Source organism: Chryseobacterium sp. CFS2 (genome assembly GCF_036543225.1).
GTDB classification, from domain to species: Bacteria; Bacteroidota; Bacteroidia; order Flavobacteriales; family Weeksellaceae; genus Chryseobacterium; species Chryseobacterium culicis_A.
This window is the reverse complement of record NZ_JAZHQU010000002.1, coordinates 329,099-352,887: the sequence shown is the minus strand read 5'-3', so window position 1 is coordinate 352,887 and position 23,789 is coordinate 329,099. Positions and strand designations below refer to the sequence as shown.

Below are 23,789 nucleotides of genomic sequence, written 5' to 3'. Positions count from 1 at the left end.
TGCTTATTTTTTTGTGTATTCGAGAGTTAGAGTAAACGAATTGATAAGAGAATAATCATAATCAGGCACATTCAACAGTTCTATGATAGCCATTTCCCTTTCTATGGTGATGTAGGCTTTTGTTCTCCATTGGTTACCTGCAAATGCGGTTTTCAAGTCATACCACTCCGTAAACATTTCGTTGGAAATAATCGTTTCAAGATCTGGGAATTCAGCTTTCAATTCAATTTGACCTGTTCTTGGAATCTGATCCAGATACAAGGTTTTTTTGTAAACGGGTTTCCCGTTGATCCATTTTCCGCCTGTTAGCTCTTCTTTGGTGCTGTAAGAATGTTGCTTATCCGTATACTGTTTCTGGATGTAATCATTGTCCTGGGCATTGTCTCCAAAATAAGTTTTAGAACTTAATCCTCTGGCACTTGGTGCTTCATGTTCTATGAGCACAGGTTCATCCAAGTTCGGACTTGCAAAAATTCCTTTTAGCCCTCCTCCGTCTGTCTGCCTTAAAGCAGCACCTACATCACTCAGCATCAAACGAGCTCCGTGGCCATATGCGAAAACCCCATTTTCTTTACTTACAGAAATAGTAGAGGCATTGGTTCCATCTAAGTTACCGGAAGACATCATAGCAGCTTCAGGAAATAGGCCGAGAATATTTTTTACCCCATCAAGTTCATTCGTTCTATAAATGATTCTTTCCTCCGGATCTTCGTCTGTAAACTGGATATTACCAGAAACGGGATTATTTACTTCTGTTCCTGTGAGAGGAATGTAGTTTTGGAAGTCTGAAAGATTTTTATATCCAAATACATTATTGGCATTTAGAACAGCTACTTTTGTATAGGTGTTATCAGCTAAAGGTGTCCTTTTTGCAGATACTACAGCATCAAAATCTAATGTTCTTGCAGCAAAGTCACCGCCAATTAAAGGGGTTACAAAATCATGACGTCTTGCTACCGGATTGGATTCAATAACCAGCTTGTTGAATGTTGAACCTCCTAATGGAGCATTACAGCCGATCACGACATTATTATCACCCCAAACACCCATAGCGTGAGTAGTGGAGGCTGCATTATATCCAACAAAAGTATTGAAACCCCATGCACCGGATCCTGTTGCTTTACCATGAATGTTTCCGGCAAAAGCACCTAAAAAAGTATTTTGAGTTCCATTCGTTAAGGAATAAGCCGCTCCAAGACCAAGAGCCGTATTATTCGTTCCGGTAATATTTTTGTTTCCTGCTTCATCTCCGATATACGTATTTCCGGTTCCCGTTGTTGTTTCTGTTCCTGATTGTGTTCCGAAAAAGGCATTGAAATTTCCGGTTGTTAGCTTAGTTCCGCTTGAAACTCCCGTTGCTGTATTCCATCTTCCTGTGGTGAGCTCATTTAAAGCATAAGAACCGAGTGCTACGTTATTTGCTCCTGTGGTTAATTTTGATAATGTATTATAGCCAATTCCTAATCCATAGGCTCCGGTATGATCTGTATTTAAATTTCCAAACCAAAAGGAATAAGTTGTAGGACTGAAATTTATTTCACCTGCTCTGCCTTGGGCTGGCTGGAAAATAATAGGCTTGGTTGTTCCGTTCCCTCTGTCGATAACATTTTGTAAATTATCATTTCCACTAAAAGTCGGTTTATCAGAAAGATCATTATAGCTGCCTGTTACAGCTACTTTTTTCAGGGAGATTTTTTCCTGTCCTTCCTGTGACAAGGTTACGCTTCCGTCGGAATTGGTCGTCGGAATGATACTGAATTCCGAAAGATTGATGTGAAAGGCTGAGCCATCATTTTGGGTAATCGTAATAATATTTTGAGAAGCATCATAGGTGGCGTTCTCAATACTGATATCACGGGTTATCAAACTGCTTAAATCAACAGATTTACTTTGCTGGGTACCATTCTCTCCGGTGTAGAATACCGTTAAGATGTTCCCGTTCAATTGTGGAGTCTGAATGGAGGTTTGAGTTTCAATCTTATCTTTCCAAAGCTGAGCATTCTGTGGACTTAGATTGGAGGCATTGACATCTGCTTTTTGAGAGAGATCATAATCTAATTGATCTGCCGGAATTTTTTCATCTTTGTGCCAGTAAGACTCCTGCCATTCCCAGAATTCTTCCTGGATGGGGATATCTCCGTTTTCGAAATATTTTTTTAATTCTTGTTTTGTTTTCATTTGTATAATGTTTAATTGGTAAGTTGTCCGCCGGTTATCTTAACATCAGTATCAAAAGAATACATATGATACTTTGTGTTTTCACCTAATACAACCTCTGTAAGTTTGTTCCCTGAAAATGCTCCTGCTTCAATATTGAGAACACTGTTGGGGATCGTTGCTGAGGTTAGTTGATTACCGTAGAAAGCATCGGATTTAATTTCTGTCACTCCATTTGGAATCTCAATAGATGTTAGTTTATTACCTGAGAATGCCCCTTGTGAGATAACTGTTATTCCTTTTGGAAGGTGTACTTCAGTCAACTGATTTCCTGTAAATGCTTGAGTTCCAATATAGGTTACACTGTCAGGAATATGTAAAGATGTAATTCGGTTGCCGAAAAAAGCCCAGCCTTGAATATCCGTTACGCGGGCAGGAATCTCAAGTGCTGTTAAGCCGCTTCCTGTAAATGCATTTTCCTGAATACTTGTTACACTGTCAGGAATTTGTACTTCAGTAACGATCAAACCTCCGGTAAAGCTTTTTGGAATAGTTAACGTTCCTGGTTTTATAACTATTTTTCTTTGTGCAAAGAACGCCAGTGAGGCATTCTTCTCAGCATCCATTTCAGCATAGAGCAGGTTGAATGTGCCATTTTCAAGGCCTGTCACCTTCTGTGTATCAATTTTTTCGTCTTTATGCCAGTACGAGTCCTGCCATTCCCAAAAGTCTTCCTGTTTTGGGATATCTCCATTTTCAAAATAGAGTTTTAATTCTTGTTTTGTTTTCATAAAACGTTGTGTGATCTGTGGGTTAATAAATTGATTGTTTTGTCCTGCCTTTTAGTAAAGCAGGTTCCTTTTAGGCTATATTTTCAGACATAGTTCTGGCTGTCCAGCATTTTGTGAATGGTGAATTCAAAGGTGTTGAGAATGTTTAATGAGACTGCTGTACGTGTATTATAGAGGTAATGTTGAACAGCGCCAGAACTTGTCGTGTATTAGTTTTTTATTTAAAAAGTATCTTCTTCAAGTGCTCCTTCTTTAAAATCTTCTCTAAAGAAGTTTTCAATGTCATTGAGATAGTTTTCATAATCCATCTCAGCATTTTCAATATCGCTCCACTCAATGGTATAGAGATCTTCATCAAAGAGTATATTTGTATTGTGATCTGGTGTTTCCATGTTTTGTGTTATAAGGTGTTGTGAACATATTTCAGGCTGTTCAGCATAAGAGAATGTTGAATTCAATGGCTTTTAAAAGTTTTTTATGGATTGTTGTTTTGTGTCTTTTTGATACTCCAAAGGTAGTAGAGGATAACGACAAAACTTGACGTATTTAAAAAAGATTTTTTTAATATAATCTTAATAGCTTATATGAGTTATTTATAAGGTAAAAAGCTTATATTTTATTTTTAATGAGTTTCTGAACAATTTGGTTCAAAATTTCTCTGTTATCATCAATATAGCTCAATCCGGCCTGGATCAGGTTTTCAATATTGGATCTTCTCACATTATCCATTGCTGGAGAAGCATTTTTTAATGAGGGATTCAAGCGGTAATAATTTTTTTGATTTCTGAGACCCAGCGTCTGAAACATTTGTTCCAGCTGATAATCTACTGTTTCTGCATTGGCAGACATTAAAATGTCAATAATTGGGCTTACCCAACCAATTTTACCGGCTTTTTCAAGTCTTTTAAAAGGGTAAGGTCTTGCCTCAATTCCTGTTCCGATAGAAATAATAATCATATCATTTACACTTGGATGGTTGGCTTTCTGATGATTTTTCAACACTTCTGCAAAAGGAATTTTTCTTGCCTCAGCATAAGCACAAAGAGCAGGATTATTGGCAAACATTCCGCCATCAATGAGACTGAAAATCTGTCCGTACATGGATTTAATCTGAACTGGACTAAAATACGTAGGAGCAGCGGAAGTCGCTCTGCAGATATCTCTTACAAAAAAATTATCTGTACTGAGGTTGGCTTTCCATGAGTTGAAAAGCTTTGCTCTTCTGTTTTCTATATCATAACTTGTTATCAAACAGGGTTTTATTAGTTCTTTTAATTCTAAATTTCCAAAAAAATCATTTAAGTTTTTTTCAAGAGCTTCCTGGGAAATTCTTTCATTCAATAATCCGAATGGATTGACCAGTTTTTCCCAAAAAGAAACCTGGAAGATGTCGCCGCCCTTTTCAGCATATAATTCCAATCCTTTTTGAATAGAATATTTTGCTTTTCGGGTTTCATCAGGAGAGAGAATAATAGAAGCAATCAGACCTCCGGTGCTGCTGCCTGCTACCAGATCAAAATAATCTCCCAGCTTGGCAGTGGGCTTATCATAATACTGGAGCTGTTCTTCTATGTAACGCAGAATAATACAGGTTATGATTCCCCTTATTCCACCTCCGTCCAAAGAAAGAATGGTTGTCTTTTTCATGTGATATTTTTAATGTTTTGTTAAAAGGACACATGCAATCTTAAATCTACAGAATCTATTGATTGATCATAAAAACATTCAGATTCCATATTGAGATTTCATTGCTTTTTTCGTTGTTTTCTTATAAAGCAAAGGTAGTGTGGGGAAGCGACAGAACGTGTCGTATTATATTTATTTTCAAATAAATGACACTAAAAAATAACGTAATTCTGCTTGTCTTTTGGCATCTTAAGAAGTGTTCTCCAACTGGTTTTTACAGGGCCTTTTTTAGAAGGAATATTCTTTTTTTCAAAGTGGGGAAGATCTTTAAATGTTTTCCAGTTGCCACCCCAGTCCCAGCCATGGCGGGCAAAAATTTTCACACACTCATACCAATCTGCAACTTGGTCATTATCCCAGTCTTTTGCAGTGTCCCAGCTTGCTGTTTTTCCGTCAATCATCAGGCAGATATCTACTGCAAGACCGTAATTGTGGATGCTTTGTCCTGCCTTTGCATTGGTTACCTTTTTTCCTGACGTAATTCTTCCGATTGCATACAGCTTTTCCTGTTCTTCAAAAGATCTTAATCCCTGGGTGATCCGTATCTTGGCTCTTCCGGTAAGTGCTTCGTCACATTCCTGTACAATTTGCTTCACTTCATCTCTTACCAACGGATGAAGGTTCTGAATTCGTTCTAAGGTTACTTTGTCCATATTTTCTATTTTGTTACAGAACAAAAGTATAGCGCGGAGACGACGAAACTTGACGTGTTTTATTAGAAGTTTGATTAAAATTCTATATCATTCAATCAGAGATGAAAAACATAATCTACAAACAGATGAATTGATCTGTGGACACAAAAAATAAGAAAAATTGCTATTTAATTTTTAAAAATCAAATAGAAGTAGTAAATATGATGGATAAAACACAATATTAATGCATACCATCTTACCTTTTTTATTGGCCATGATTGCGGCCATCGTGCTGCTCAACATGTGGGCTGCAAAATTAAAAATTGCTTACCCGATTTTACTTGTTGTATTCGGATTGCTTGTCAGTTTTGTACCTGGCCTCCCGGTTGTAAAAATTAATCCGGATCTTATCTTTTTTATCTTTTTACCTCCTTTACTATTTGAAGCTGCGTGGTCTATTTCCTTTAAAGAAATGAAACGGTGGTGGCGTATTATTGGAAGCTTTGCATTTTTAGTGGTCTTTTTTACCGCACTGGCCGTAGCAGTGACGGCCAATTACTTTATACCCGGTTTTACACTTGCCCTCGGATTTTTGCTGGGAGGAATCGTTTCTCCACCTGATGCTGTAAGTACAGGAGCCATCATGAAATTTGTAAAAATACCATCCACTACATCTGCTGTTCTGGAAGGAGAAAGTTTGTTGAATGATGCTTCTTCACTTATTATATTCCGTTTTGCTTTAATTGCTGTAGGAACCGGACAGTTTGTATGGCAGGAAGCTTCGCTGGATTTTTTATGGATGCTAATCGGAGGAGTAGGAATGGGTTTATTGCTGGCATGGATTTTTGTGCAGGCTCACAAAAGACTTCCTACAGATGCCTCTTCAGATATTGCATTAACACTTATTGAGCCTTATCTGATGTATTGGATTGCAGAGCAGCTCCATTGTTCCGGAGTTTTAGCCGTAGTTTGCGGAGGTCTGTATATGTCAGCTAAAAGAATGATCTTTTTAAACAGTACCAGCCGTATAAGAGGTTACAGTGTATGGGAAAGCTTCGTCTTTATTCTGAATGGTATTGTATTTTTAATTATCGGACTGGAACTTCCTGAAATTGTTGGCGGACTGCGGTGGGAAGGAATTCCTTTGAGAATAGCTATTCAATATGGGATATTGGTGACCGGTGTTCTGATTGCTGCCAGAATCATAAGCTCTTATGCTGCAATGCTGGCTACACTTATTTTCCGGCCAAGTGTGGCACCTCGTGCTTCTTCCTCAAGAAGACGTTTGCTGATGCCTTTGATGCTTGGGTGGACAGGGATGAGAGGTGTTGTATCATTAGCCGCTGCGTTAGCCATTCCGATTACCCTTGAAAACGGACTTCCTTTTCCCAACAGAAACCTTATCCTGTTCATTACTTTCGTTGTGATTTTGCTTACATTGCTTGTTCAGGGACTTACACTCCCATATCTGATAAAATATGGACATGTATTTGATGATTTTACAGATGAGGAGAAAGACAAACAATCCAGAGAAGAAATAAAGTACAAACTGAAACAACACGTCTATCACTTTCTTAAAAACAAGCATGAAAATGAACTGAATGGTAACGCCGGATTAGAAAGAATGCTGAAACACTGGGAAGAAAAAATAGAGGCAAATGATGCAGAATGGATGAATGAAAAAACCAAAGATATCTTTTTTGAAATGCTGGAAAGTCAGAGGCAGTTTCTCTCAGAGCTTAACAAAGATATTTCCGTGAATGAAGAGATTATCCGTCATCAGCTTTATCAGATTGATCTTGAGGAAGAACGGTTGAGGATGATTTAATGGATGTTTTTTGAAAACAAAATTAAAGTGCTAATGCGACAAAACATGTCGTATTTAAAAATTTTATCCATTTGTTTTTCAGAGTGTTAAATGTGATGTTAATTATGGTCTAAAAGATTATTTTATTCTTTAAAAATTCTAATTTTGTATAGATTTTTACTATACAATTGTCATGTATGCTCTGGTAGATTGTAACAATTTTTTTGTTTCCTGCGAAAGGACTTTAGATCCTGATCTCGAAGGCAAACCCGTTGTGGTTCTTTCCAACAACGATGGATGTGTGGTGTCCAGAAGTAAAGAAGCAAAAGATCTGGGTATTCCTATGGCAGCTCCTGCATTCAAGTACAAAGAGCTTTTTCAGAAATATGATGTGAAAAGCTTTTCTGCAAAATTTGAATTGTATAATTATAAAAGCCAGCAGGTCATTAATATTGCCAAATCTTATGTTATTGACCATGAAGTTTATAGTATCGATGAGCTTTTTCTTGACTTAACGGGGTTTAAGTATATTGATATGTATGACTATTGTCTTAAAATCCGAAATGAAATTTATGATAAGGAAAATATTCCGGTAAGTATAGGGATTGCGCCCACTAAAACATTATGTAAAGTGGCAAACAGGATTGTAAAAGACTTTCCGGATAACTTTAAGGGAGTGTATATTCTGGATACTCCCGAAAAAATTGAAAAAGCACTGAAGTGGCTCAATATAGGAGATGTGTGGGGAATAGGTAGACGGCTTGCTGTTAAAATGAATGACAGTGGAGTATATAAAGCCTGGGATCTTCTTCAGAAACCTGAAATGTGGGTCCGAAAAGTGATGGGAATTCATGGGATAAGAATGATTAATGAGCTGAAGGGAACCCGCCAGCTTGAGCTTGATACTCCGTCTCCTAAAAAATCCATAGCGGTTACCCGTAGTTTTATGCAGATGCTGACAAAGAAAGAAGACGTAAGAGAAAGGGTAGAGACTTTTGGAATGTATTGCTCAGAAAGATTGAGAAAGCAGAATACATGCTGTAAAATGATTACGGTTTTTGTACAGACCAACCGTTTTAGAAAAGATCTGCCTGAATATAAAAATGCAATGACCCGGATTCTTTCCAATCCTACTAATTCATCCATCCTAATCGGAAGAATAGTGAATGAACTTTTTGAAGCCATTTACAGAGAAGGGTTTCATTATAAAAGAGCAGGAGTAATGGTGAATGATTTTGTGCCGGAAGATCAGAGACAGATCAGCCTTTTCGAAGAAGATATACAAAACCAGCACCTTCCTGTGATGAAAGCAATGGATGCCATGAACAGAAAATTCGGGAAAGATAAAGTACGTTTGGGAAGTATGAGCGGTGAAAATACTTTTGGAAGGGCAAAGCTTTCTCCGGAATATGAAGCCTTCCTGAAAAAGAATACATTGCCGGAAGCAAACTTTAGATTTCATTAGTACTGAAATTTTTCTTCAAAAAATAAAAATTCTTTAAAATTTTTCAACAAAATAACATGCCTGTTTTATTTTAAATAGTAAAATTCCGTATTTTGATACTGTGAAATAAAGTGTTATTTGACTTATTTTCAGTGGTTTGTGTGTTTTTGGTTTGAATGGCGCTATTGTATGAAACGTGCTTTTACATTTATCTTTGGCCAAGAATTGTACACGTTTTAAAACCACAAATTAAATGAAAAATCCAAGTATTTTGATAAAGGGAATACTCATTTCCTTGTGCTTTACGATAAGCCAATCGAAAGCACAAGTAGGAATTAATACTTCAAGCCCTCAAACCATTTTCCATGTGGATGGGGCAAAAGATAATCCCTCATCCGGAGTCCCATCTTCTACTCAAATGGCCAATGATGTCACCATCACCTCTACCGGAGAAATAGGAATTGGAACCTTAACTCCTGCTACCAGAGTAGACACCCGGTCTGCAACGAATTCAGACAACTCAATTGGAATAGGAGAAACCAGTCAGACCGCAGCCATTGCAGGCAGTGGCGCTGTAAGATATAACCCGCTGAACGGGGGAAAGATGCAGTATTCAGATGGTGTTGTATGGCAGGATCTTATTTCTTCCCCAACCAAAGCAGTAGTGGTAGCCAATCTTCAGGCAGGGAACTTTGCTGTGAAAATTCCCTATCAGGTTTCTACAGGGATTGCAGGATGGACGGAGATTTCCGACCCAACAGGGAACTTTACTCCCGGAACAGGTGTTTTTACAGCGCCAAGAACCGGCGTATATCTTGTTTCTTTTACCTATGATTTTGTTAGAATTCCCATAGTTTCAGGGTATTTTTCAGAAGCAAGATATGTTGTGAATGGAAGCAGTACGGTGAAAAAATGCGTGAAATCTTACTCAAATATTTCAAAACAGGCACAGGTGGCAGGATCCTGTGTTGCCGGAGTTCAGTTGAATAAAGGTGATACTCTTCAGCCCTATATCTATCAGTCGGTTTATAATGGAAACCTGAGTCTGAGAACAGATACGTCTTCTGCAAGCAATGAATACGGCTTCGTAAATCTTTCGATTTTAGAACAATAACACACTTTGATATGAGAAAAAAATTAGGACTGGCTTTACTCATTTGCTGTGGCATAGGGATGAAAGCTCAGATAGAAATTAATATGTCTTCTCCGGAAGGAATACTACATATAGACGGGCAGAAAAACACAAATGTTTCCATACTTTCCAGTTATTATGATGATGTGGTGATTACCTCTTCCGGAAATGTAGGAGCCGGAACAAAATCTCCGAAAACAAGACTGGATATGAGATCAGGGGAGCGCTTAAATGCCATTGGGATTGGAGGAACTTCACAATCTGCTTCTGCAGCAAAAGCCGGAGCGATGAGGTATAACTCCGGAACTCAGGACCTAAGCTATTCTAACGGAACAGCCTGGGTAGCATTGGCTCATAAGGCTCCCAATGATTTTGTGGATGCCGAAAATGCTTCAGGACAAAGTTTCAGTGATGGAATACAGACAGCAGTTATCGGCTGGACTAAGAAAACAGATGTGAATGGTAGCTTTAATACTGGTACCGGAGCTTTTATAGCGTCCAAAACGGGTGTATACATTGTATCCTTTACCTTTTCTCTGGCCTCAGGAAGCATTGCAAATGATTCAAGATATGAAACGCTGATTCAGACTAATTCAACGTCTTCCGCTACCGGTAAAGTGTTTAAATGTGTAGGAAGTTATCCGGGAAACAATACGATCGGAAATCGTGTTGCCGGAAACTGTTCCGGGATTTTTAACCTCAATCAGGGAGATAACATTACGGTAAGCCTGAATCAAAAACTGGGAAGTTCAAAAACACTGGATACTGATTCTACGCTTACTTCTTTAAGTATTTTCGGATTATAAAAAGATAAATGATGAAAAAGAATTGTTTACTGATTTTAATGACTTTAAGTTTCCAATATGCATTTTCACAGATTGGAATCAATAGCCCAAACCCGCAAGGTGTTTTACATATTGACGGGCAAAAAGATAACCCTGCTTCAGGATCCACATTCACTCCAGCTCAGCAGAGCAATGATGTTCTTGTTAACAGTGCCGGGAAAATAGGAGCAGGAACTCTCAGTCCCACGGTAAAAATAGATGCCAGAAATTCCGGTAACGGAGCGATTGGTTTTGGAACTTCCACACTGACAGCAGCTGCGGCAGATGAAGGAGCCGTACGCTATAACAATGGAGTGGAATATTCCAATGGAAATGAGTGGCTTCCTTTGCTTACCGCACAGCCTGCCGGTAATAAAGTGATTGTTATTGCAGCCAAAACAACTAATAATGTAAAACTCGTAACCCCGGCTACCCCAACAATAACAGCTGGTTTACAAAACAGAGCCAGTAATTATCTTGTAGACTGGAGCAAAACTTTTGAAAGTAATTCCGGAACCAGTTTCAATGCTGCTACAGGCATCTTTACAGCGCCCAGAAACGGAATTTATGTAGCTACTTTCACAACAGATTTGGCTCCGTTAGCCATTAATTATACTACAGACCCTTTAAATCCTATTCAGATAGAAGCCATCTGGCAACTTTATGATAATACAGCGGGATTGGCCATCACCAATGTTGTAAATACTGTAAAATGTGCCAATACCATGTCCTCAAACAGCATCGTAAATATTGATGCAGGGAGCAATTGTACAGCCTCATTTTATATGACAGCAGGGCAGAGACTGATGCCTTATATCTGGTTTAATTTAAATAATTCAAACGTTGCGAATTTTTCGCTCAACAATACGGGAGGTTACAATAATCTCACTATAGCAGAACAGTAATCAGGAGATTTCATCAAGCGTTTTAATAAAAGCAGACGGATGCAGCCCGGTGATCTTTTTGAACTCAAGAGAAAAAGCGCTGTGAGATGAATATCCTGTGATTTCAGCGAGGTGATTGATCTTATATTTTCTGTATTGAGGCTCATTTTTCAATTGGTTAACAATATAATTGATCCTCAGATGATTGATGTACTGATTGAAGTTGAATTTTTTATGTTTCTTAATTACTGTTGAAAGATATTTCGTGTTGATATTCAATGTGTTTGCAAGGTTATAACGTGAAATATTCTTACTGTTAAACTCAAGATTTTCTTCGAATATTTTTAGTCCGTGTAATATGTTTTCCTCTACTTCAGGCGAAATTTTTATTTCTGTGGGAGTAGAGGTATTTTTTGCCTGAATATCCTCAGATACTTCCTGTGGATCTTCTTCATAAATAACGGGTGAAATACCGTCTCTGTAAATTTTTGCAACAGCTTCTTTATGTTTTTTACGAAGACGGATGGTATTGAAAATAAAAGCTCCTAGGATAATCATCAACGCAAAACAGGCTATGATAAGTCCTTTTGAAGTAGAATGGCTTTCATTGAGCTGCTGATGAAAACTTTCTTCTTTTTGGGATAATGTTTTGTTGACAGCCATTGCTTTGTTGTAGGCGATGCTGTCTTTTAATGTAAGATTTTCAATTTTATATTTTTCCGTATTGGAATCATCGTGGAGCAAAGCATACACTTCTTCAAGGTTTTTGGTAACCTCAATCTTTTTTTCATTGAAACCATACTGATCTACAATGGCCAGAGATTTCTTATAATAAAGCACCGCACTGTCCGGCTTATTTTGTTTTGAAAACGAAAATCCGATATCATTAAGGATATTTGCCCGGAGATAATAATTGCTTTCTCCCACCAAAGAAAGGGCTTTTACAAAATAGGGTTTGGCTTCCTTAAAATTTTTTACCTCAGATAAATTGTATCCCATATTGGTATACGCTGAAATTAAAAGTTCATTCCGTCGGGTTACATTTTTAAGCTTTTGAAATTCCTGAATGGCACTTTTGGAATAGAATGCTTTTTCCTTGTACTGATTCTTATTGAGAAGGATCAAAAAAGAATTAAAGATCATTCCTTTCAGCTCATGTCCTTCCTCTGTATTATTATTTTTTACTTCAGCGATAGCATTTCGGAGACTTGTGGAAGATTCCTTGAGCAGTCCAAGCTTTGCATATTGAGTTCCCTGCATTCTGTAGGCAAGAGCTTTCCCGATATTGTAGTTGCTCTCGGTAGATATTTTAAGAGCTTTATCTGCAAAATCAAGACTTTTCTCAGCATCAGATTTTAAATAACTGTTGAACGATTTTAAATAATACGCCTTTGCCAGAAATTCCGGGAGATTTCTTCTCTGGGCAGAATCTATAATCTTATTCAGAACAATTTCCGAGCTGTCCGGATTTTTGGATGACAACATACGGGCATACTTGTACTGCCCCTCAAAATCAAATGTCTGAGCGAATGTAAAAAATGAAATAATAAGGAAGAAAAAGAGTATAATTTTTTTCTTCATTGTGTGTTTTTTTATTTTTTCTGGTATTTCCAGTTACGGGCTTTACCTTCCGCTATCCATTCCAAAGACTGTTCCAATCTTTTATTTCTGGTAGCTTCTGTTTTGGCTTCTGTAACCCATGCAATATACTCTTTTCTGAAAGATGGTGAAGCTTTTTCAAAAATTTCTTTTGTCTTTGGCCGGGCATCTAAAGCAGACTGAAAATAATCAGGGATTTCCATCTCTATTTTGGATGGAGGAGCTTTCTTCATGGTAACTCCCATATCTGTAAGCTCCATGGCTTCCCGGATTGCTCTTTTCAGCTGAGGTTTAGAAGGAAGGTCTTCAAGACGGGTTACTTTTCCTAAACTGAACATTGAACTTTTTTCAGCACTTGTTTCTATTTCCTGTAAAGTTTTCATTTCCTGATGAAGCCAGAATCCCAGACTGCAATAGTGTTTGAAAGCAGTAATTGAGCATAGGATCTTTCCTTTGTACATGAAAGTAGGAAATTGCCACTTGATGGCTTCTTCCGCATCAGGACAGGCTTCGTGAATGGTTTCACGGAGATATTGTAAAATAGGTTTTGCAAAATCCGGAGATTTTTCAATGTATTCATCAACTTTTGCGCTGTGTTTCTCCATAGTGTTTATTGGAATAATTGTACCATTTCATTGACAAGGAATTTTACCTGATCAGGTCTTCCCCTGTCATTTTTAGGGTTGTTGGAATAGCTTCCGGTTTTTACAATAACCATATTGTGCTCCGGAACCATAATGATATATTGCCCCTGTAATCCAAGGAAATAATAATGTTTGATTGGATTGTCATGATTGATCCAAAGTCCCATTCCATAGATGTTTTCGGACTTTTCTGTAGGAGTTCTCATCTTTTCAACGAAGTCTGCGTTGAGGATTTGCTGATCTCCGACTTTTCCATGATCAAGAAATAGCTGCCCCAATTTGGCAAAATCTCTGGCATTGGAATGAATACAGCAATACGTTTTTTCCATACCATGATCGTCTGTACTCCATTTCGCATTCTGCTCCATTCCCAGAGGAATCCAGAATTTTTCTGATAAATAGCTTGCCAATGGCTGATTCAGAGCTTTTCGAAGGGCAAAACCAAGAAGCTGAGTGGAACCGCTTTGATATTCGAATCTTACGCCTGGCTCTTCTTTAAATTTTCTTGGGAATACAGCTTTTACGAGGCTTTTCCCATAATAGGCTTTGGCATTGGGAAGAAACGGATTGTTGTAATTTTCATCCCAGTCCAGTCCGGCTTCCATTTGGGCTAAATTTTTAAGGGTAACCTGATTTCCAAATGTTTTATTTTTAAATTCAGAGTAAAATTCAGAAAGTTTTTCATCAATGGAGGGGATAATCCCTTCTTCCAGTGCTTTCCCTAAAAGCATAACAGTCACTGCTTTTGCCATCGAAAAAGAATTGGTCTGCGAAAGCTGATTGTAACCATCCCAATATTGTTCATGAAGAATTTTACCATGCCTTATCACAACAAAAGCGGCTGTTTTGGAAAGTTTTAAATTTTCAACTAAATTTTTAGGTAACTCCTTTTTGTTATAGTCAGAATCTTCTTCCCAAAGCCTGGGTTCTTCTGTGGCAATAAGATTGCTGGGGAAAAGATCTCCATCATCAATGTATGCACTTGACTTTCCTTTTAGATAGGTCTTGGAAATACCACTAAATAAATAATCGTATCCCAGAAAATAAGCTGCTGCTGCACCTGCTACAGCTCCGCCTATCATATACTTCAGTATTCTCATTGTTTCATGAATGGGTCTCTAACAAATTTAGAATAATTTGGTTATAAAATTTAAAATGAATCAGCAAATAAGTTATTTTTGTTCTTATTGATGAAAACTATGACCAGAAAACTAATTGTATTAGGCTGCTTCCTGCTTTCGATGATGGGAATAGCCCAGATGTATAAACCGATAGATACTGCAGATTATATACAGAGAAAAGCATTTTTAAAGAATTTTGAAGGCAATAATGAAGCAACTGTCAAGAGATTAAAATCCCAATATTCAGGGAAAACAGGCTCTGAACTATCCAAGATTTATAAAGAATTCGGAACTGATTTTGAAAAGCAGGTAAAGAATAAGGATTTTATCTTTAAATCCGAATTTGAGACCAGTATACAATCCATGATTCATCGTCTTAAAAAGAGTAATCCTGCAATTCCTCAGGATCTGAAAATTCTGATTGCAAAAGACAATACACCCAACGCTTATTGCCTTGCTGACGGAACTTTTGTAATCAATATGGGGCTTTACAGCTGGCTGAACAATGAGGAGCAGATTGCTGCGGTGATTTCTCATGAGCTGGGGCACAAAATAGAAGAACATTCTCTGAAAACTTTTTTAAAAATTATCGAACAGGATAAGCTGGATAAAGTGGTGGTGGAGAATATAAAATCAACAACAACACGCAGAAGCCAGAGCCAGAATCAGAAAGCTTTTGACATTTTTAAAAATACTGCGTACAAAAAAGGGGTGGAAAGAAGACAAAGTGAAATGCAGGCAGATTCTTTAGGATATATCATTTTTAAAAACAGTGATTTCAAGAAAGCTGAATTTGTAAATGCACTTCAAAGGCTTCAGGATTTTGATACCATTTCACCAAGAGAATTGAAGGTGGATACCTATAAGAAACTTTTTAATCTTCCTAAACAGGTTTTCAATGAGAAGTGGATGAAGAAGGAAGACTTCTCCCTGTACAATTATAATTTCTACAAAGAAAAGCTTAATAAAGATTCCCTGGCATCGCATCCTGAAGTATCCAGAAGGATTGTAATGCTTAAAAAGACTTTTACAGAACTCAAAACACCTTTTATTCCGGAAAAACCTTCGGATCTGTTTCTCACATTGAAAAAAACAGCCAGGATGGAAATTTTGCCCAATTATTTCCATTCGGAGGATTATGGGTTGGGCATTTACACTGCCATGCAGTTTTTACAGGATGATGAAGAGGAAAAGTATTATAAAAGCTGGCTGGGAAGATGTTTTTCCAAAATATATGAGGCAAGAAAAAATTATAACCTGAACCGGTATCTGGATCGGATAGAGCCTAAAAATCAAAGTGAAAGTTATCAGCAATTTCTGAACTTTATGTGGAATTTAAGCCTGGATGAAATAAAGAATATTGCAGACTTTTATCAGACGAATGAAACGATAGCGAAGGTAAACTGATCATCATTAAAGGATCAATAGGAACGGGCTTTAGCCCGTTTAAAATAACAAAAAATCCCACTGGCTTAAGCCAAAACATAAAAGAAATAACCCTGATGTTTTGTCAGGGTTCTTTTTATATTAGTAATTTAATTTCTCCAAACGGATTTTATTGAATTTTTCTTTTTCGTTATATTCACGAAGCAGGATATAGCCTTCTTTTCCAACGTACGGAGTTACGGCATAGTTGTCTTTTTCAGAAATGGGAATGATTTCCTGTTTGAACTTTCCATCAATAATGGTATTGATAAATAGATTCCATCTTTTCTGCCTGGTTACTTCGTCTTTTTGATAGTCGCGGTAGAAAAATACCACATCTTTTCCTCCGTTGAGGTACTGTGAGAACAGATAGTCACTGTTTACCCATTTTGATTTTTCCTTTTCAAAAACCTGAACATTTTTCACTTTGAAATCTTTATCGGTATAGATATACACAAGATCAGTGGTTTTCGGAGCATTATATTGACCTGCAGGTTTATATTTTTCGGATAAGATACCTATGCTTCCATCGTTCATAAAATACATGTCTTTGGTCTGAAGCATATAACCGCTTTCTACCATTCCATATTTATTAACTTTGGGAAGAAATGTAGAGATATTAGGCTCATAATTAATTGCTTTGGTATCTACTGTGAAATCAGATTTGTTGAGAATCATTCTTGCAAACCCTACGGATTCGGAATCATCATAGTTTCTTCCTAGCAGGACTACTTTATCATCAAAAGTTTTATCATTATCAAGCTTTCTGTAGTTGGAGTAGAAGGATTCAATATTGTCTATCGTATCATCAGATAATCCTGTAACCGGTTTATTGGACGTTTCTTTTCCGGTTTTCATATCAAGAACCATCACACTGAATGTTTTCTGCTTGTCATTAACCTTTTTCATGATGCAGTACATATAATTTTCATCTCTTTCCAGAACGGATAAGGTAGTGTACAGCTTTTTACTTCCGTCTGTGTTATACTTATATCTCCAGACTTCCTTTTTGTTAGCATCAAACTTAATAAGACTATTGCTGTTTTCGTATTTTCCGTAATCTTTATATTCCACAGCAAAATAGCCTCCTTCTTTCAGTTCTCCTACGGCAGAAATGTAGTTGTAGCCTTTATCTTTTTTCTCCTCACGGTTTTCCTTACGCTGTTCTTTCCAGCTTTTGGGTTCATTGATTTCTTTGAAAGTACCATTTTCCAGATAGTCGTAATATATTTTTCTGGTAATAGAGTTTGTTTTAGGATCTATCACCATAGAAACGGGAGTAAATACTTCTCTTGTTTTTACCAGGGAATAGTCCATCATGGAAGGTTTTAAAATAATCTGTCCTTTAAAATCTACATATCCTAAATAAGAAGCAGCCGTGATATCACCTTCAAATTCTTTGTTGGCAACAGGGTTGAGGTTTTTATCTAATATAACATACTCAAACTTTTTGGTTTTATCACCGGATTTTCCGTAAGAATAGAGAGAAACGTAACCGTAAAGATTGTCTTTATCATCGAATAGAGCATTCATTCCTACATGATCACCCGCAGCGAGTGTTGTCAGATCCTGAGTTTGGGAAAATGCAAAGGTCTGGACCAGCCCAAACATTATCAGAGTTATTTTTTTCATGGTTAAAATTTGAGGGATAAAAGTAATAAATTAACCTATATGTTGCGAAAAATAAAAAAGCTTTGGAAATATTTCCAAAGCTTATAACCTAAAATGCAAAATAATTATTAATAATACTCGTAAAGCCAGTTATGAGTACTTGTTCCATTACCTGAGATATCATATGTAGTAACGGCTTTGGTAGGATAGTTGTCGCTGTTAAGTGTATACACAGCAGTAATTTTGTTGGTTCCATTGGATGAACCGGAATAGCTCTCTGTTTGATTCAATAGGTTATTATACCCTATTTGTCCGTCACTCACATCAAATAAATTGATCTTCACAAAACCTCTTATATTTTTCATAGGATTATTGAAGGTATCATAAGTATTGGTAATAGTATAGGTAACTCCGTTATAGGTGTATTTGGCAGAAGCTACATTTCCGGCATTGGTTAAATTAACATCCACCTGTGCAAATACAAGATCTGAATACATTCCCGTTGAAGGATTATAAGTTCCGCTTTTATACTCATTAAACTGTACATGGGTATCACTGATATACTGATAGATTTTGGTATAGATAAGCGTTCCTTGTTCCTGATCGGTTATCTTTTCTGTTGAAAGCCTTCCATTGGAATAGGTGAATTCTCTCCTGAGAACCAGGGCACCACCAATAAATTCTTCAGTTTTAGCAATATAATCACTATTGTATCCGCTATAGGTATAAACCACTCTGTCATCATCTGAAGCATTGTAAGTTTCTATAATCTGATCTCCGTTATACTTAAACTCCACCATGTAGGGCTGACCGCCTGGATTTACGTCAGTTGCTTTTTTCAGGAGATGAAAAGGACCGTTATTATTATGAGAATTATTGCTGTTATCTCTGTGATCGGCCGGATTATCATTAGACACACAGCCTGAGAGCACTGCCAAAGCCAGTGATGAAAGCATCAGTTTTTTCATGGTTATTATTCGTTTAGTTTTTAGTCCGCTAAAAATAACAATTTTTGTGGCATGTTGATCCGGAATAGTTGAAAAATAAAAAAGCCCTAACCAGGGCTCTTCAATTATATTTTAGAAAGTAAATTTCTGAAGTTTGTTTTTTCATCAATGATTCTTCTCAACTCTGAAACAGGAACTCTTTCCTGCTGCATCGTGTCTCTGTCTCTGATGGTTACGGTGTGATCAACTAAAGAGTCGTGATCTACAGTGATACAGTAAGGAGTACCAATGGCATCCTGTCTTCTGTAACGTTTTCCAATAGCATCTTTCTCTTCGTAGAATAAGTTGAAATCGTATTTCAGATCATTGAAGATATTTTCTGCATATTCTGCAAGACCATCTTTTTTCATCAATGGAAGAATAGCTGCTTTGATTGGTGCTAATGCCGGAGGTAAAGATAAAACTGTTCTTTCTGAACCGTCTTCCAATACTTCGTCTCTCAGGCAGTGTGAAAATATAGAAAGGAATAATCGGTCTAAACCTACGGACGTTTCCACTACATAAGGAACATAGTTTTCGTTTCTCTCAGGATCAAAGAACTGAAGCTTTCTTCCGGAGAATTCCTCGTGAGCTTTTAAGTCGAAATCTGTTCTTGAGTGAATTCCTTCCAGTTCTTTAAATCCGAATGGGAAGTTAAACTCAATATCAGCTGCAGCATTCGCATAGTGAGCAAGCTTTTCGTGATCGTGGAATCTGTAGTTCTCGTCTCCCAAACCTAAAGCTCTGTGCCAGTTCAGACGTTTTTGCTTCCATTGTTCGTAGAAATCAAGTTCTGTTCCCGGAGCAACAAAGAACTGCATTTCCATCTGTTCGAATTCACGCATTCTGAAAATAAACTGTCTTGCCACAATCTCGTTTCTGAAGGCCTTACCAATCTGTGCAATACCGAAAGGAAGCTTATGACGTGAAGTTTTCTGTACATTCAGGAAGTTAACGAAAATACCCTGAGCCGTTTCCGGTCTAAGGTAAAGATCCATCGCACTGTCAGCAGAAGCGCCCAGTTTTGTTCCGAACATCAGGTTGAATTGTCTTACTTCTGTCCAGTTTTTAGAACCCGTATCAGGATCTGCAATTTCAAGCTCTTCAATCAACGCTTTTACATCAGCAAGGTCTTCATTTTCCAGAGATTTAGCCAGCCTTGAAAGAATTGCTTCTCTTTTTGCTCTGTATTCCAGAATTTTTGGATTCGTAGCAACAAACTGATCTTTATCGAAAGCCTCACCGAATCTTTTCGCTGCTTTTTCGATTTCTTTATTCTCTTTATCTTCAATTTTAGCACAATAATCTTCCACCAAAACGTCTGCTCTGAAACGTTTCTTAGAATCTTTATTATCAATCAATGGATCGTTGAAAGCGTCTACGTGGCCTGATGCTTTCCATGTTGTTGGATGCATAAGGATTGCTGAATCAATGCCGACAATATTTTCGTTAAGCTGTACCATCGCTTTCCACCAATATTGTTTGATATTATTTTTAAGTTCGGCACCGTTCTGTCCATAATCGTAAACAGCGGATAAACCATCATAGATCTCACTCGATGGGAAAATAAAACCATATTCTTTAGCGTGAGAAATCACTTTCTTGAAAACATCTTCTTGCTTTGCCATAATTTTTTTAACGTCTGATATGCAAAAATAATGTTTTTTATTGGGAAAATATTAATACCTGTAAGAACCTACATTAGAGATGGTCATCAAAAAGCATCCTCCCACACCAATGATAAATAAAATACCGGCAATAATAAACAGTAATATCTTTGCTATTCTGTATTTTTTTAAGGGCACAAAAAAAATTGTAGCGATCGTTATAACAACAGCGATCACGATCAATTTTACAAAAAAACCAAAATAGTCTGTCATTTTTTTAAAATTAAGGGAAACCTTTTACTAATATAAACCTTTTATTTGAAGTTTGATCAAGGAGCCGGGAATTTGCTTTCGCTACTCGCTTTTTCTGTTTTTAGGCGGCGGCAAAGCCGCCGCCTAAAAACAGAAAAGAGCTCAAACATACCGCTCAATCAGGGCTAAATCGGCCGGAAATTTCTACTTTTGCACCATGTTAGAAATTCTTTATCGTGACGAGCATATTATTGCCATCAACAAACCCAGCGGACTGTTGGTTCACAAATCTTTCTATGCGGGAGAAGCCGATACCTATGCTATTCAGGAGTTGAAGAAACAGATCGGACAAAAAGTATATCCTGTACATCGGTTAGACCGAAAGACTTCGGGTGTTCTGCTGTTTACCTTAGATAAAGATACTCTTAGAATTATGAGCGAGCAGTTTGCGTCACGCGAAGTGGAGAAGAAGTATCTGGCCATTCTTCGTGGATGGACAAAAGAAGAAGAAACCATTGATTATGATTTGGTTAATGAAAATGAAGTCAAACAAAATGCCATTACCTACTACCGCCGTTTGCAGACTTCAGAAATAGATTTACCTTTTTTAAAACATCAGACTTCGAGATATTGTTTGGTAGAAGCAATTCCTGAGACGGGAAGATTTCATCAGTTGAGAAAACATTTTAAACATATTCTGCATCCTATTTTAGGTTGCCGAAAACATGGTTGCAATAAACAAAATAAGTTGTGGCTTCAAACATTTGAGATCAGCAAAATGACGCTTCACGCCCATCAATTGATTTTTAATCATCCTGTTTCTAATGAAAGAATTACAGTAAATGCCACTATAGATGATGAGTTCAAAAGAGTAGGAGATATTCTGAATTTTGATCTGAGTTCTTATTCTTAATGTTATTTGTAAATATTTTTTAATGCAATGTTCACTAAGAATGTATTTAAATATTTACTTTTCGAGCGCTAAGGCACTTCGTTCAGCAAAGAATGATAACGCGTACTTCGCTTAGTGAAACGTCCTTGCGAACCAAAATGTTTTCAGGATGGTCATTTTTCTTTGCGGTCCTAGCGTTAAAAATCCCACTGATTTGTTGCATATATAGTTGCTTTCCATCTTATAGATACTATAGATCAGCCATTTTGATAAAATATCATAGGTTAATCTAGCATTAATTTTAAAATGAGTATTTTTGTAAAACTTTTTTTCAATGTACAAATCGCTCATTCGTCCCATTCTTTTCAAATTTGATCCCGAGGAAGTTCATCATTTTACATTTTCAATGCTTAAAAATTTTGGATTTCTTACCAAACTATTTTTACCCAAACCTATTGAAGACAAACGTCTGGAAAGAGAAGTTTTCGGATTAAAATTTAAAAATCCTGTTGGATTAGCTGCCGGTTTCGATAAAAATGCAGTTTTGTTCAACGAATTAGGACATCTTGGGTTCGGATTTGTAGAAATCGGTACGGTAACACCAAGAGCACAGGCCGGAAATCCTAAGAAAAGATTGTTCCGTCTTATTGAAGATGGTGGAATCATCAACAGAATGGGATTCAACAATGATGGTCTTGAAGCGGCTATTGAAAAACTGAAATCCAATAAAGGAGAAATAATCATCGGAGGTAACATCGGAAAAAATACCGATACAAGCCCGGAAAACTATACCCAGGATTATCTGGACTGTTTTGAAGGTCTTCATCCTCATGTAGACTATTTTGTACTGAATGTAAGCTGTCCGAATGTAGGAAGCCACGCCAAACTGGAAGATGTAGAATATCTGAGAGAGCTGATTACAGAAGTAAAGAAAATAAACCAGTCAAAGTCTGTACAGAAACCTATTTTACTGAAAATTGCTCCGGATTTGAATAACAATCAGTTAGACGAAATCATTGAGCTGATTGCAGAAACGAAAATTGATGGTATCGTAGTTTCCAACACCTCTGTCAACAGAGAAGGCCTGAAGACATCACCAGAAGTTTTAAAGCAAATAGGAAATGGCGGACTAAGCGGAAAACCGATCCGTGAAAGAAGTACAAAGATGATTAAGTACCTTTCCGATAAAAGCAACAGAGCATTCCCAATCATTGGGGTAGGAGGAATTCATTCTGCAAAAGATGCGATGGAAAAATTAGATGCAGGAGCCACATTGGTTCAGCTGTACACCGGATTTATTTATGAAGGTCCGGAACTGATTAACGAAATCAATCAGGAACTTCTGAAAAGAGCAAGCAGATTACCAAGATAAAAATATAAAGAGAGTTATTGTGACTCTCTTTTTTATTTTGATTTTACTATGGATGCATTTTTTATGTCTACAGTAAGTGTATGGGCAGGAGTTCCTTCGGATTTGGCGATTTTATATTGAATCGTTTGCTTGTCTTTGGATCTTGTTTTGGTGACATCATAAATATTTTCCCAGCAGCTTTCAATCAGGAATTCCTCATAGTTTTTATAATTCCAGTCTTTTGTAAAATAAAGAACTCTGTAGCCTTTTTCTCCATCACTGGCTCCACATTGTCCGCAGGCATTAAAATTTGAAGTCTGCTCAAAATAGAGCAGAACCCTGTTCCCATTTTCTCCTGAAGAGTAGGATAGCAGTTCATTTCCTCCAGCTTTATTGATGAAATCATAAGTATTGATCTTTTTATTATTTGGTAAGTACAGATAATTGTTGAGGCGGTAGATCATAGCATTTCCTGTAAATAATGTTGCAGGCTGAACCTTTTTACCAAAATAAAAATGGCCGGGAATTGGATTGTTTTTAAGAGTGGATTGATCAAATATGATAGATTCCTTTGGGAGTAATTTCTGAACTATTTCATCCGTCTTTTCTACTTTCTGAAGGGAAGTGATCTGCTCTTTCAAAAGCTTAGAATTCTGTTTTTGTTTTGTTCCAAAATTATACAGCGACAGATGTCCATAATAATCATATATTCCGGTAAGCGGGATTTTCTTTTTGTATTTATCATAATAGTACCATCCATCAACGTAGTGCTGATACTGGTCACAGTCTACCACTCCTGTGTAGCTGAGCTGTAGGGTAATAGGAGCTCCTCCAATCTGTCCGGTAAAAGTTTGCGAAGAATCTGTTACCTTTTTTAATTCAATTTTTTGGCTGAGAAAAAACGTGAGGGATAAGAAAAAGAATAATGTAAAATTTTTTTTCAT

General features: G+C 37.1%; 21 protein-coding genes. 8 read left to right on the top strand and 13 right to left on the bottom strand.

Annotated features, from left to right (window positions below):
• Nucleotides 1-3: 3 nt before the first annotated feature.
• The 5 genes from ODR02_RS04990 to ODR02_RS04970 all read right to left on the bottom strand — a co-directional run bounded on the left by ODR02_RS04990 (nt 4) and on the right by ODR02_RS04970 (nt 5,287).
• On the bottom strand, nt 4-2,178 hold the full coding sequence (locus ODR02_RS04990; RefSeq protein ID WP_309511754.1) for a hypothetical protein: 2,175 nt from the start codon (nt 2,176-2,178) through the stop codon (nt 4-6).
• A gap of 11 nt (nt 2,179-2,189) precedes the next feature.
• Nucleotides 2,190-2,948 (bottom strand): leucine-rich repeat domain-containing protein, encoded by a 759-nt coding sequence (locus tag ODR02_RS04985; protein ID WP_209786347.1) that lies wholly within the window; start codon nt 2,946-2,948, stop codon nt 2,190-2,192.
• Between the two features lie 221 nt (nt 2,949-3,169).
• Entirely contained in the window at nt 3,170-3,340 is a 171-nt protein-coding gene (locus tag ODR02_RS04980; RefSeq protein WP_209786346.1) for a hypothetical protein, read from the bottom strand.
• A 217-nt stretch (nt 3,341-3,557) separates the two neighbouring features.
• Nucleotides 3,558-4,595 (bottom strand): patatin-like phospholipase family protein, encoded by a 1,038-nt coding sequence (locus ODR02_RS04975; protein ID WP_105683133.1) that lies wholly within the window; start codon nt 4,593-4,595, stop codon nt 3,558-3,560.
• Nucleotides 4,596-4,786: 191 nt separating this feature from the next.
• Nucleotides 4,787-5,287 (bottom strand): M15 family metallopeptidase, encoded by a 501-nt coding sequence (locus tag ODR02_RS04970; RefSeq protein ID WP_209786344.1) that lies wholly within the window; start codon nt 5,285-5,287, stop codon nt 4,787-4,789.
• Between the two features lie 223 nt (nt 5,288-5,510).
• Here ODR02_RS04970 and ODR02_RS04965 point away from each other — a divergent pair, with 223 nt between their 5' ends.
• The 5 genes from ODR02_RS04965 (at nt 5,511) to ODR02_RS04945 (ending at nt 11,378) form a co-directional block, all read left to right on the top strand.
• Nucleotides 5,511-7,094, top strand: a complete 1,584-nt coding sequence (locus ODR02_RS04965; protein ID WP_209786343.1) for a Na+/H+ antiporter — start codon at nt 5,511-5,513, stop codon at nt 7,092-7,094.
• A 172-nt stretch (nt 7,095-7,266) separates the two neighbouring features.
• A complete protein-coding gene (locus tag ODR02_RS04960) occupies nt 7,267-8,538 on the top strand; it encodes a Y-family DNA polymerase (RefSeq protein ID WP_209786342.1) in 1,272 nt (423 codons plus the stop codon).
• Between the two features lie 232 nt (nt 8,539-8,770).
• Nucleotides 8,771-9,631 (top strand): hypothetical protein, encoded by an 861-nt coding sequence (locus ODR02_RS04955; protein WP_209786341.1) that lies wholly within the window; start codon nt 8,771-8,773, stop codon nt 9,629-9,631.
• Nucleotides 9,632-9,642: 11 nt separating this feature from the next.
• Nucleotides 9,643-10,455, top strand: coding sequence for a hypothetical protein (locus ODR02_RS04950; RefSeq protein ID WP_309511753.1), 813 nt, complete (start codon nt 9,643-9,645; stop codon nt 10,453-10,455).
• An 11-nt stretch (nt 10,456-10,466) separates the two neighbouring features.
• A complete protein-coding gene (locus ODR02_RS04945) occupies nt 10,467-11,378 on the top strand; it encodes a hypothetical protein (RefSeq protein WP_209786339.1) in 912 nt (303 codons plus the stop codon).
• Here ODR02_RS04945 and ODR02_RS04940 read toward each other — a convergent pair whose 3' ends face one another.
• From ODR02_RS04940 to ODR02_RS04930, 3 genes are read right to left on the bottom strand one after another with little or no spacing between them, the layout of a single operon-like run.
• A complete protein-coding gene (locus ODR02_RS04940; RefSeq protein WP_309511752.1) occupies nt 11,379-12,938 on the bottom strand; it encodes a tetratricopeptide repeat protein in 1,560 nt (519 codons plus the stop codon). It abuts the gene before it with no gap.
• Nucleotides 12,939-12,949: 11 nt separating this feature from the next.
• Nucleotides 12,950-13,561, bottom strand: coding sequence for a YdeI/OmpD-associated family protein (locus ODR02_RS04935; protein WP_209786337.1), 612 nt, complete (start codon nt 13,559-13,561; stop codon nt 12,950-12,952).
• A gap of 5 nt (nt 13,562-13,566) precedes the next feature.
• Nucleotides 13,567-14,700 (bottom strand): serine hydrolase domain-containing protein, encoded by a 1,134-nt coding sequence (locus tag ODR02_RS04930; protein WP_209786336.1) that lies wholly within the window; start codon nt 14,698-14,700, stop codon nt 13,567-13,569.
• A gap of 99 nt (nt 14,701-14,799) precedes the next feature.
• On the opposite strand from ODR02_RS04930, the gene ODR02_RS04925 reads away from it, so the two are divergent.
• Entirely contained in the window at nt 14,800-16,128 is a 1,329-nt protein-coding gene (locus ODR02_RS04925) for a M48 family metalloprotease (RefSeq protein WP_309511751.1), read from the top strand.
• A gap of 120 nt (nt 16,129-16,248) precedes the next feature.
• Here ODR02_RS04925 and ODR02_RS04920 read toward each other — a convergent pair whose 3' ends face one another.
• The 4 genes from ODR02_RS04920 to ODR02_RS04905 form a co-directional block, all read right to left on the bottom strand.
• Nucleotides 16,249-17,778 carry a hypothetical protein gene (locus ODR02_RS04920; RefSeq protein WP_209786334.1) on the bottom strand — a complete coding sequence of 510 codons (1,530 nt, stop codon included), beginning with the start codon at nt 17,776-17,778 and terminating at the stop codon, nt 16,249-16,251.
• 107 nt (nt 17,779-17,885) lie between these two features.
• Nucleotides 17,886-18,725, bottom strand: a complete 840-nt coding sequence (locus ODR02_RS04915; RefSeq protein ID WP_309511750.1) for a hypothetical protein — start codon at nt 18,723-18,725, stop codon at nt 17,886-17,888.
• 104 nt (nt 18,726-18,829) lie between these two features.
• Nucleotides 18,830-20,371: a glycine--tRNA ligase gene (locus ODR02_RS04910; protein ID WP_105683146.1), complete on the bottom strand. Its 1,542-nt coding sequence runs from the start codon at nt 20,369-20,371 to the stop codon at nt 18,830-18,832.
• A gap of 51 nt (nt 20,372-20,422) precedes the next feature.
• Entirely contained in the window at nt 20,423-20,623 is a 201-nt protein-coding gene (locus ODR02_RS04905) for a hypothetical protein (RefSeq protein ID WP_209786331.1), read from the bottom strand.
• Between the two features lie 196 nt (nt 20,624-20,819).
• Here ODR02_RS04905 and ODR02_RS04900 point away from each other — a divergent pair, with 196 nt between their 5' ends.
• Nucleotides 20,820-21,515, top strand: coding sequence for a pseudouridine synthase (locus ODR02_RS04900; protein ID WP_209786330.1), 696 nt, complete (start codon nt 20,820-20,822; stop codon nt 21,513-21,515).
• A gap of 313 nt (nt 21,516-21,828) precedes the next feature.
• The gene (locus ODR02_RS04895; protein ID WP_309511749.1) at nt 21,829-22,866 is read left to right on the top strand and encodes a quinone-dependent dihydroorotate dehydrogenase; all 1,038 of its coding nucleotides are present in this window, start codon (nt 21,829-21,831) and stop codon (nt 22,864-22,866) included.
• Between the two features lie 32 nt (nt 22,867-22,898).
• Here the strand turns inward: ODR02_RS04895 and ODR02_RS04890 are convergent, their stop codons facing one another.
• Nucleotides 22,899-23,789, bottom strand: coding sequence for a hypothetical protein (locus ODR02_RS04890; RefSeq protein ID WP_309511748.1), 891 nt, complete (start codon nt 23,787-23,789; stop codon nt 22,899-22,901).

Coding starts and splice junctions, on each gene's coding strand:
- ODR02_RS04980 (WP_209786346.1), bottom strand. CDS start 3,340: ATGGAAACACCAGATCACAATACAAATATACTCTTTGATGAAGATCTC.
- ODR02_RS04940 (WP_309511752.1), bottom strand. CDS start 12,938: ATGAAGAAAAAAATTATACTCTTTTTCTTCCTTATTATTTCATTTTTT.
- ODR02_RS04895 (WP_309511749.1), top strand. CDS start 21,829: ATGTACAAATCGCTCATTCGTCCCATTCTTTTCAAATTTGATCCCGAG.
- ODR02_RS04960 (WP_209786342.1), top strand. CDS start 7,267: ATGTATGCTCTGGTAGATTGTAACAATTTTTTTGTTTCCTGCGAAAGG.
- ODR02_RS04955 (WP_209786341.1), top strand. CDS start 8,771: ATGAAAAATCCAAGTATTTTGATAAAGGGAATACTCATTTCCTTGTGC.
- ODR02_RS04945 (WP_209786339.1), top strand. CDS start 10,467: ATGAAAAAGAATTGTTTACTGATTTTAATGACTTTAAGTTTCCAATAT.
- ODR02_RS04970 (WP_209786344.1), bottom strand. CDS start 5,287: ATGGACAAAGTAACCTTAGAACGAATTCAGAACCTTCATCCGTTGGTA.
- ODR02_RS04930 (WP_209786336.1), bottom strand. CDS start 14,700: ATGAGAATACTGAAGTATATGATAGGCGGAGCTGTAGCAGGTGCAGCA.
- ODR02_RS04965 (WP_209786343.1), top strand. CDS start 5,511: ATGCATACCATCTTACCTTTTTTATTGGCCATGATTGCGGCCATCGTG.
- ODR02_RS04975 (WP_105683133.1), bottom strand. CDS start 4,595: ATGAAAAAGACAACCATTCTTTCTTTGGACGGAGGTGGAATAAGGGGA.
- ODR02_RS04935 (WP_209786337.1), bottom strand. CDS start 13,561: ATGGAGAAACACAGCGCAAAAGTTGATGAATACATTGAAAAATCTCCG.
- ODR02_RS04890 (WP_309511748.1), bottom strand. CDS start 23,789: ATGAAAAAAAATTTTACATTATTCTTTTTCTTATCCCTCACGTTTTTT.
- ODR02_RS04950 (WP_309511753.1), top strand. CDS start 9,643: ATGAGAAAAAAATTAGGACTGGCTTTACTCATTTGCTGTGGCATAGGG.
- ODR02_RS04990 (WP_309511754.1), bottom strand. CDS start 2,178: ATGAAAACAAAACAAGAATTAAAAAAATATTTCGAAAACGGAGATATC.
- ODR02_RS04985 (WP_209786347.1), bottom strand. CDS start 2,948: ATGAAAACAAAACAAGAATTAAAACTCTATTTTGAAAATGGAGATATC.
- ODR02_RS04900 (WP_209786330.1), top strand. CDS start 20,820: ATGTTAGAAATTCTTTATCGTGACGAGCATATTATTGCCATCAACAAA.
- ODR02_RS04925 (WP_309511751.1), top strand. CDS start 14,800: ATGACCAGAAAACTAATTGTATTAGGCTGCTTCCTGCTTTCGATGATG.
- ODR02_RS04920 (WP_209786334.1), bottom strand. CDS start 17,778: ATGAAAAAAATAACTCTGATAATGTTTGGGCTGGTCCAGACCTTTGCA.
- ODR02_RS04910 (WP_105683146.1), bottom strand. CDS start 20,371: ATGGCAAAGCAAGAAGATGTTTTCAAGAAAGTGATTTCTCACGCTAAA.
- ODR02_RS04915 (WP_309511750.1), bottom strand. CDS start 18,725: ATGAAAAAACTGATGCTTTCATCACTGGCTTTGGCAGTGCTCTCAGGC.
- ODR02_RS04905 (WP_209786331.1), bottom strand. CDS start 20,623: ATGACAGACTATTTTGGTTTTTTTGTAAAATTGATCGTGATCGCTGTT.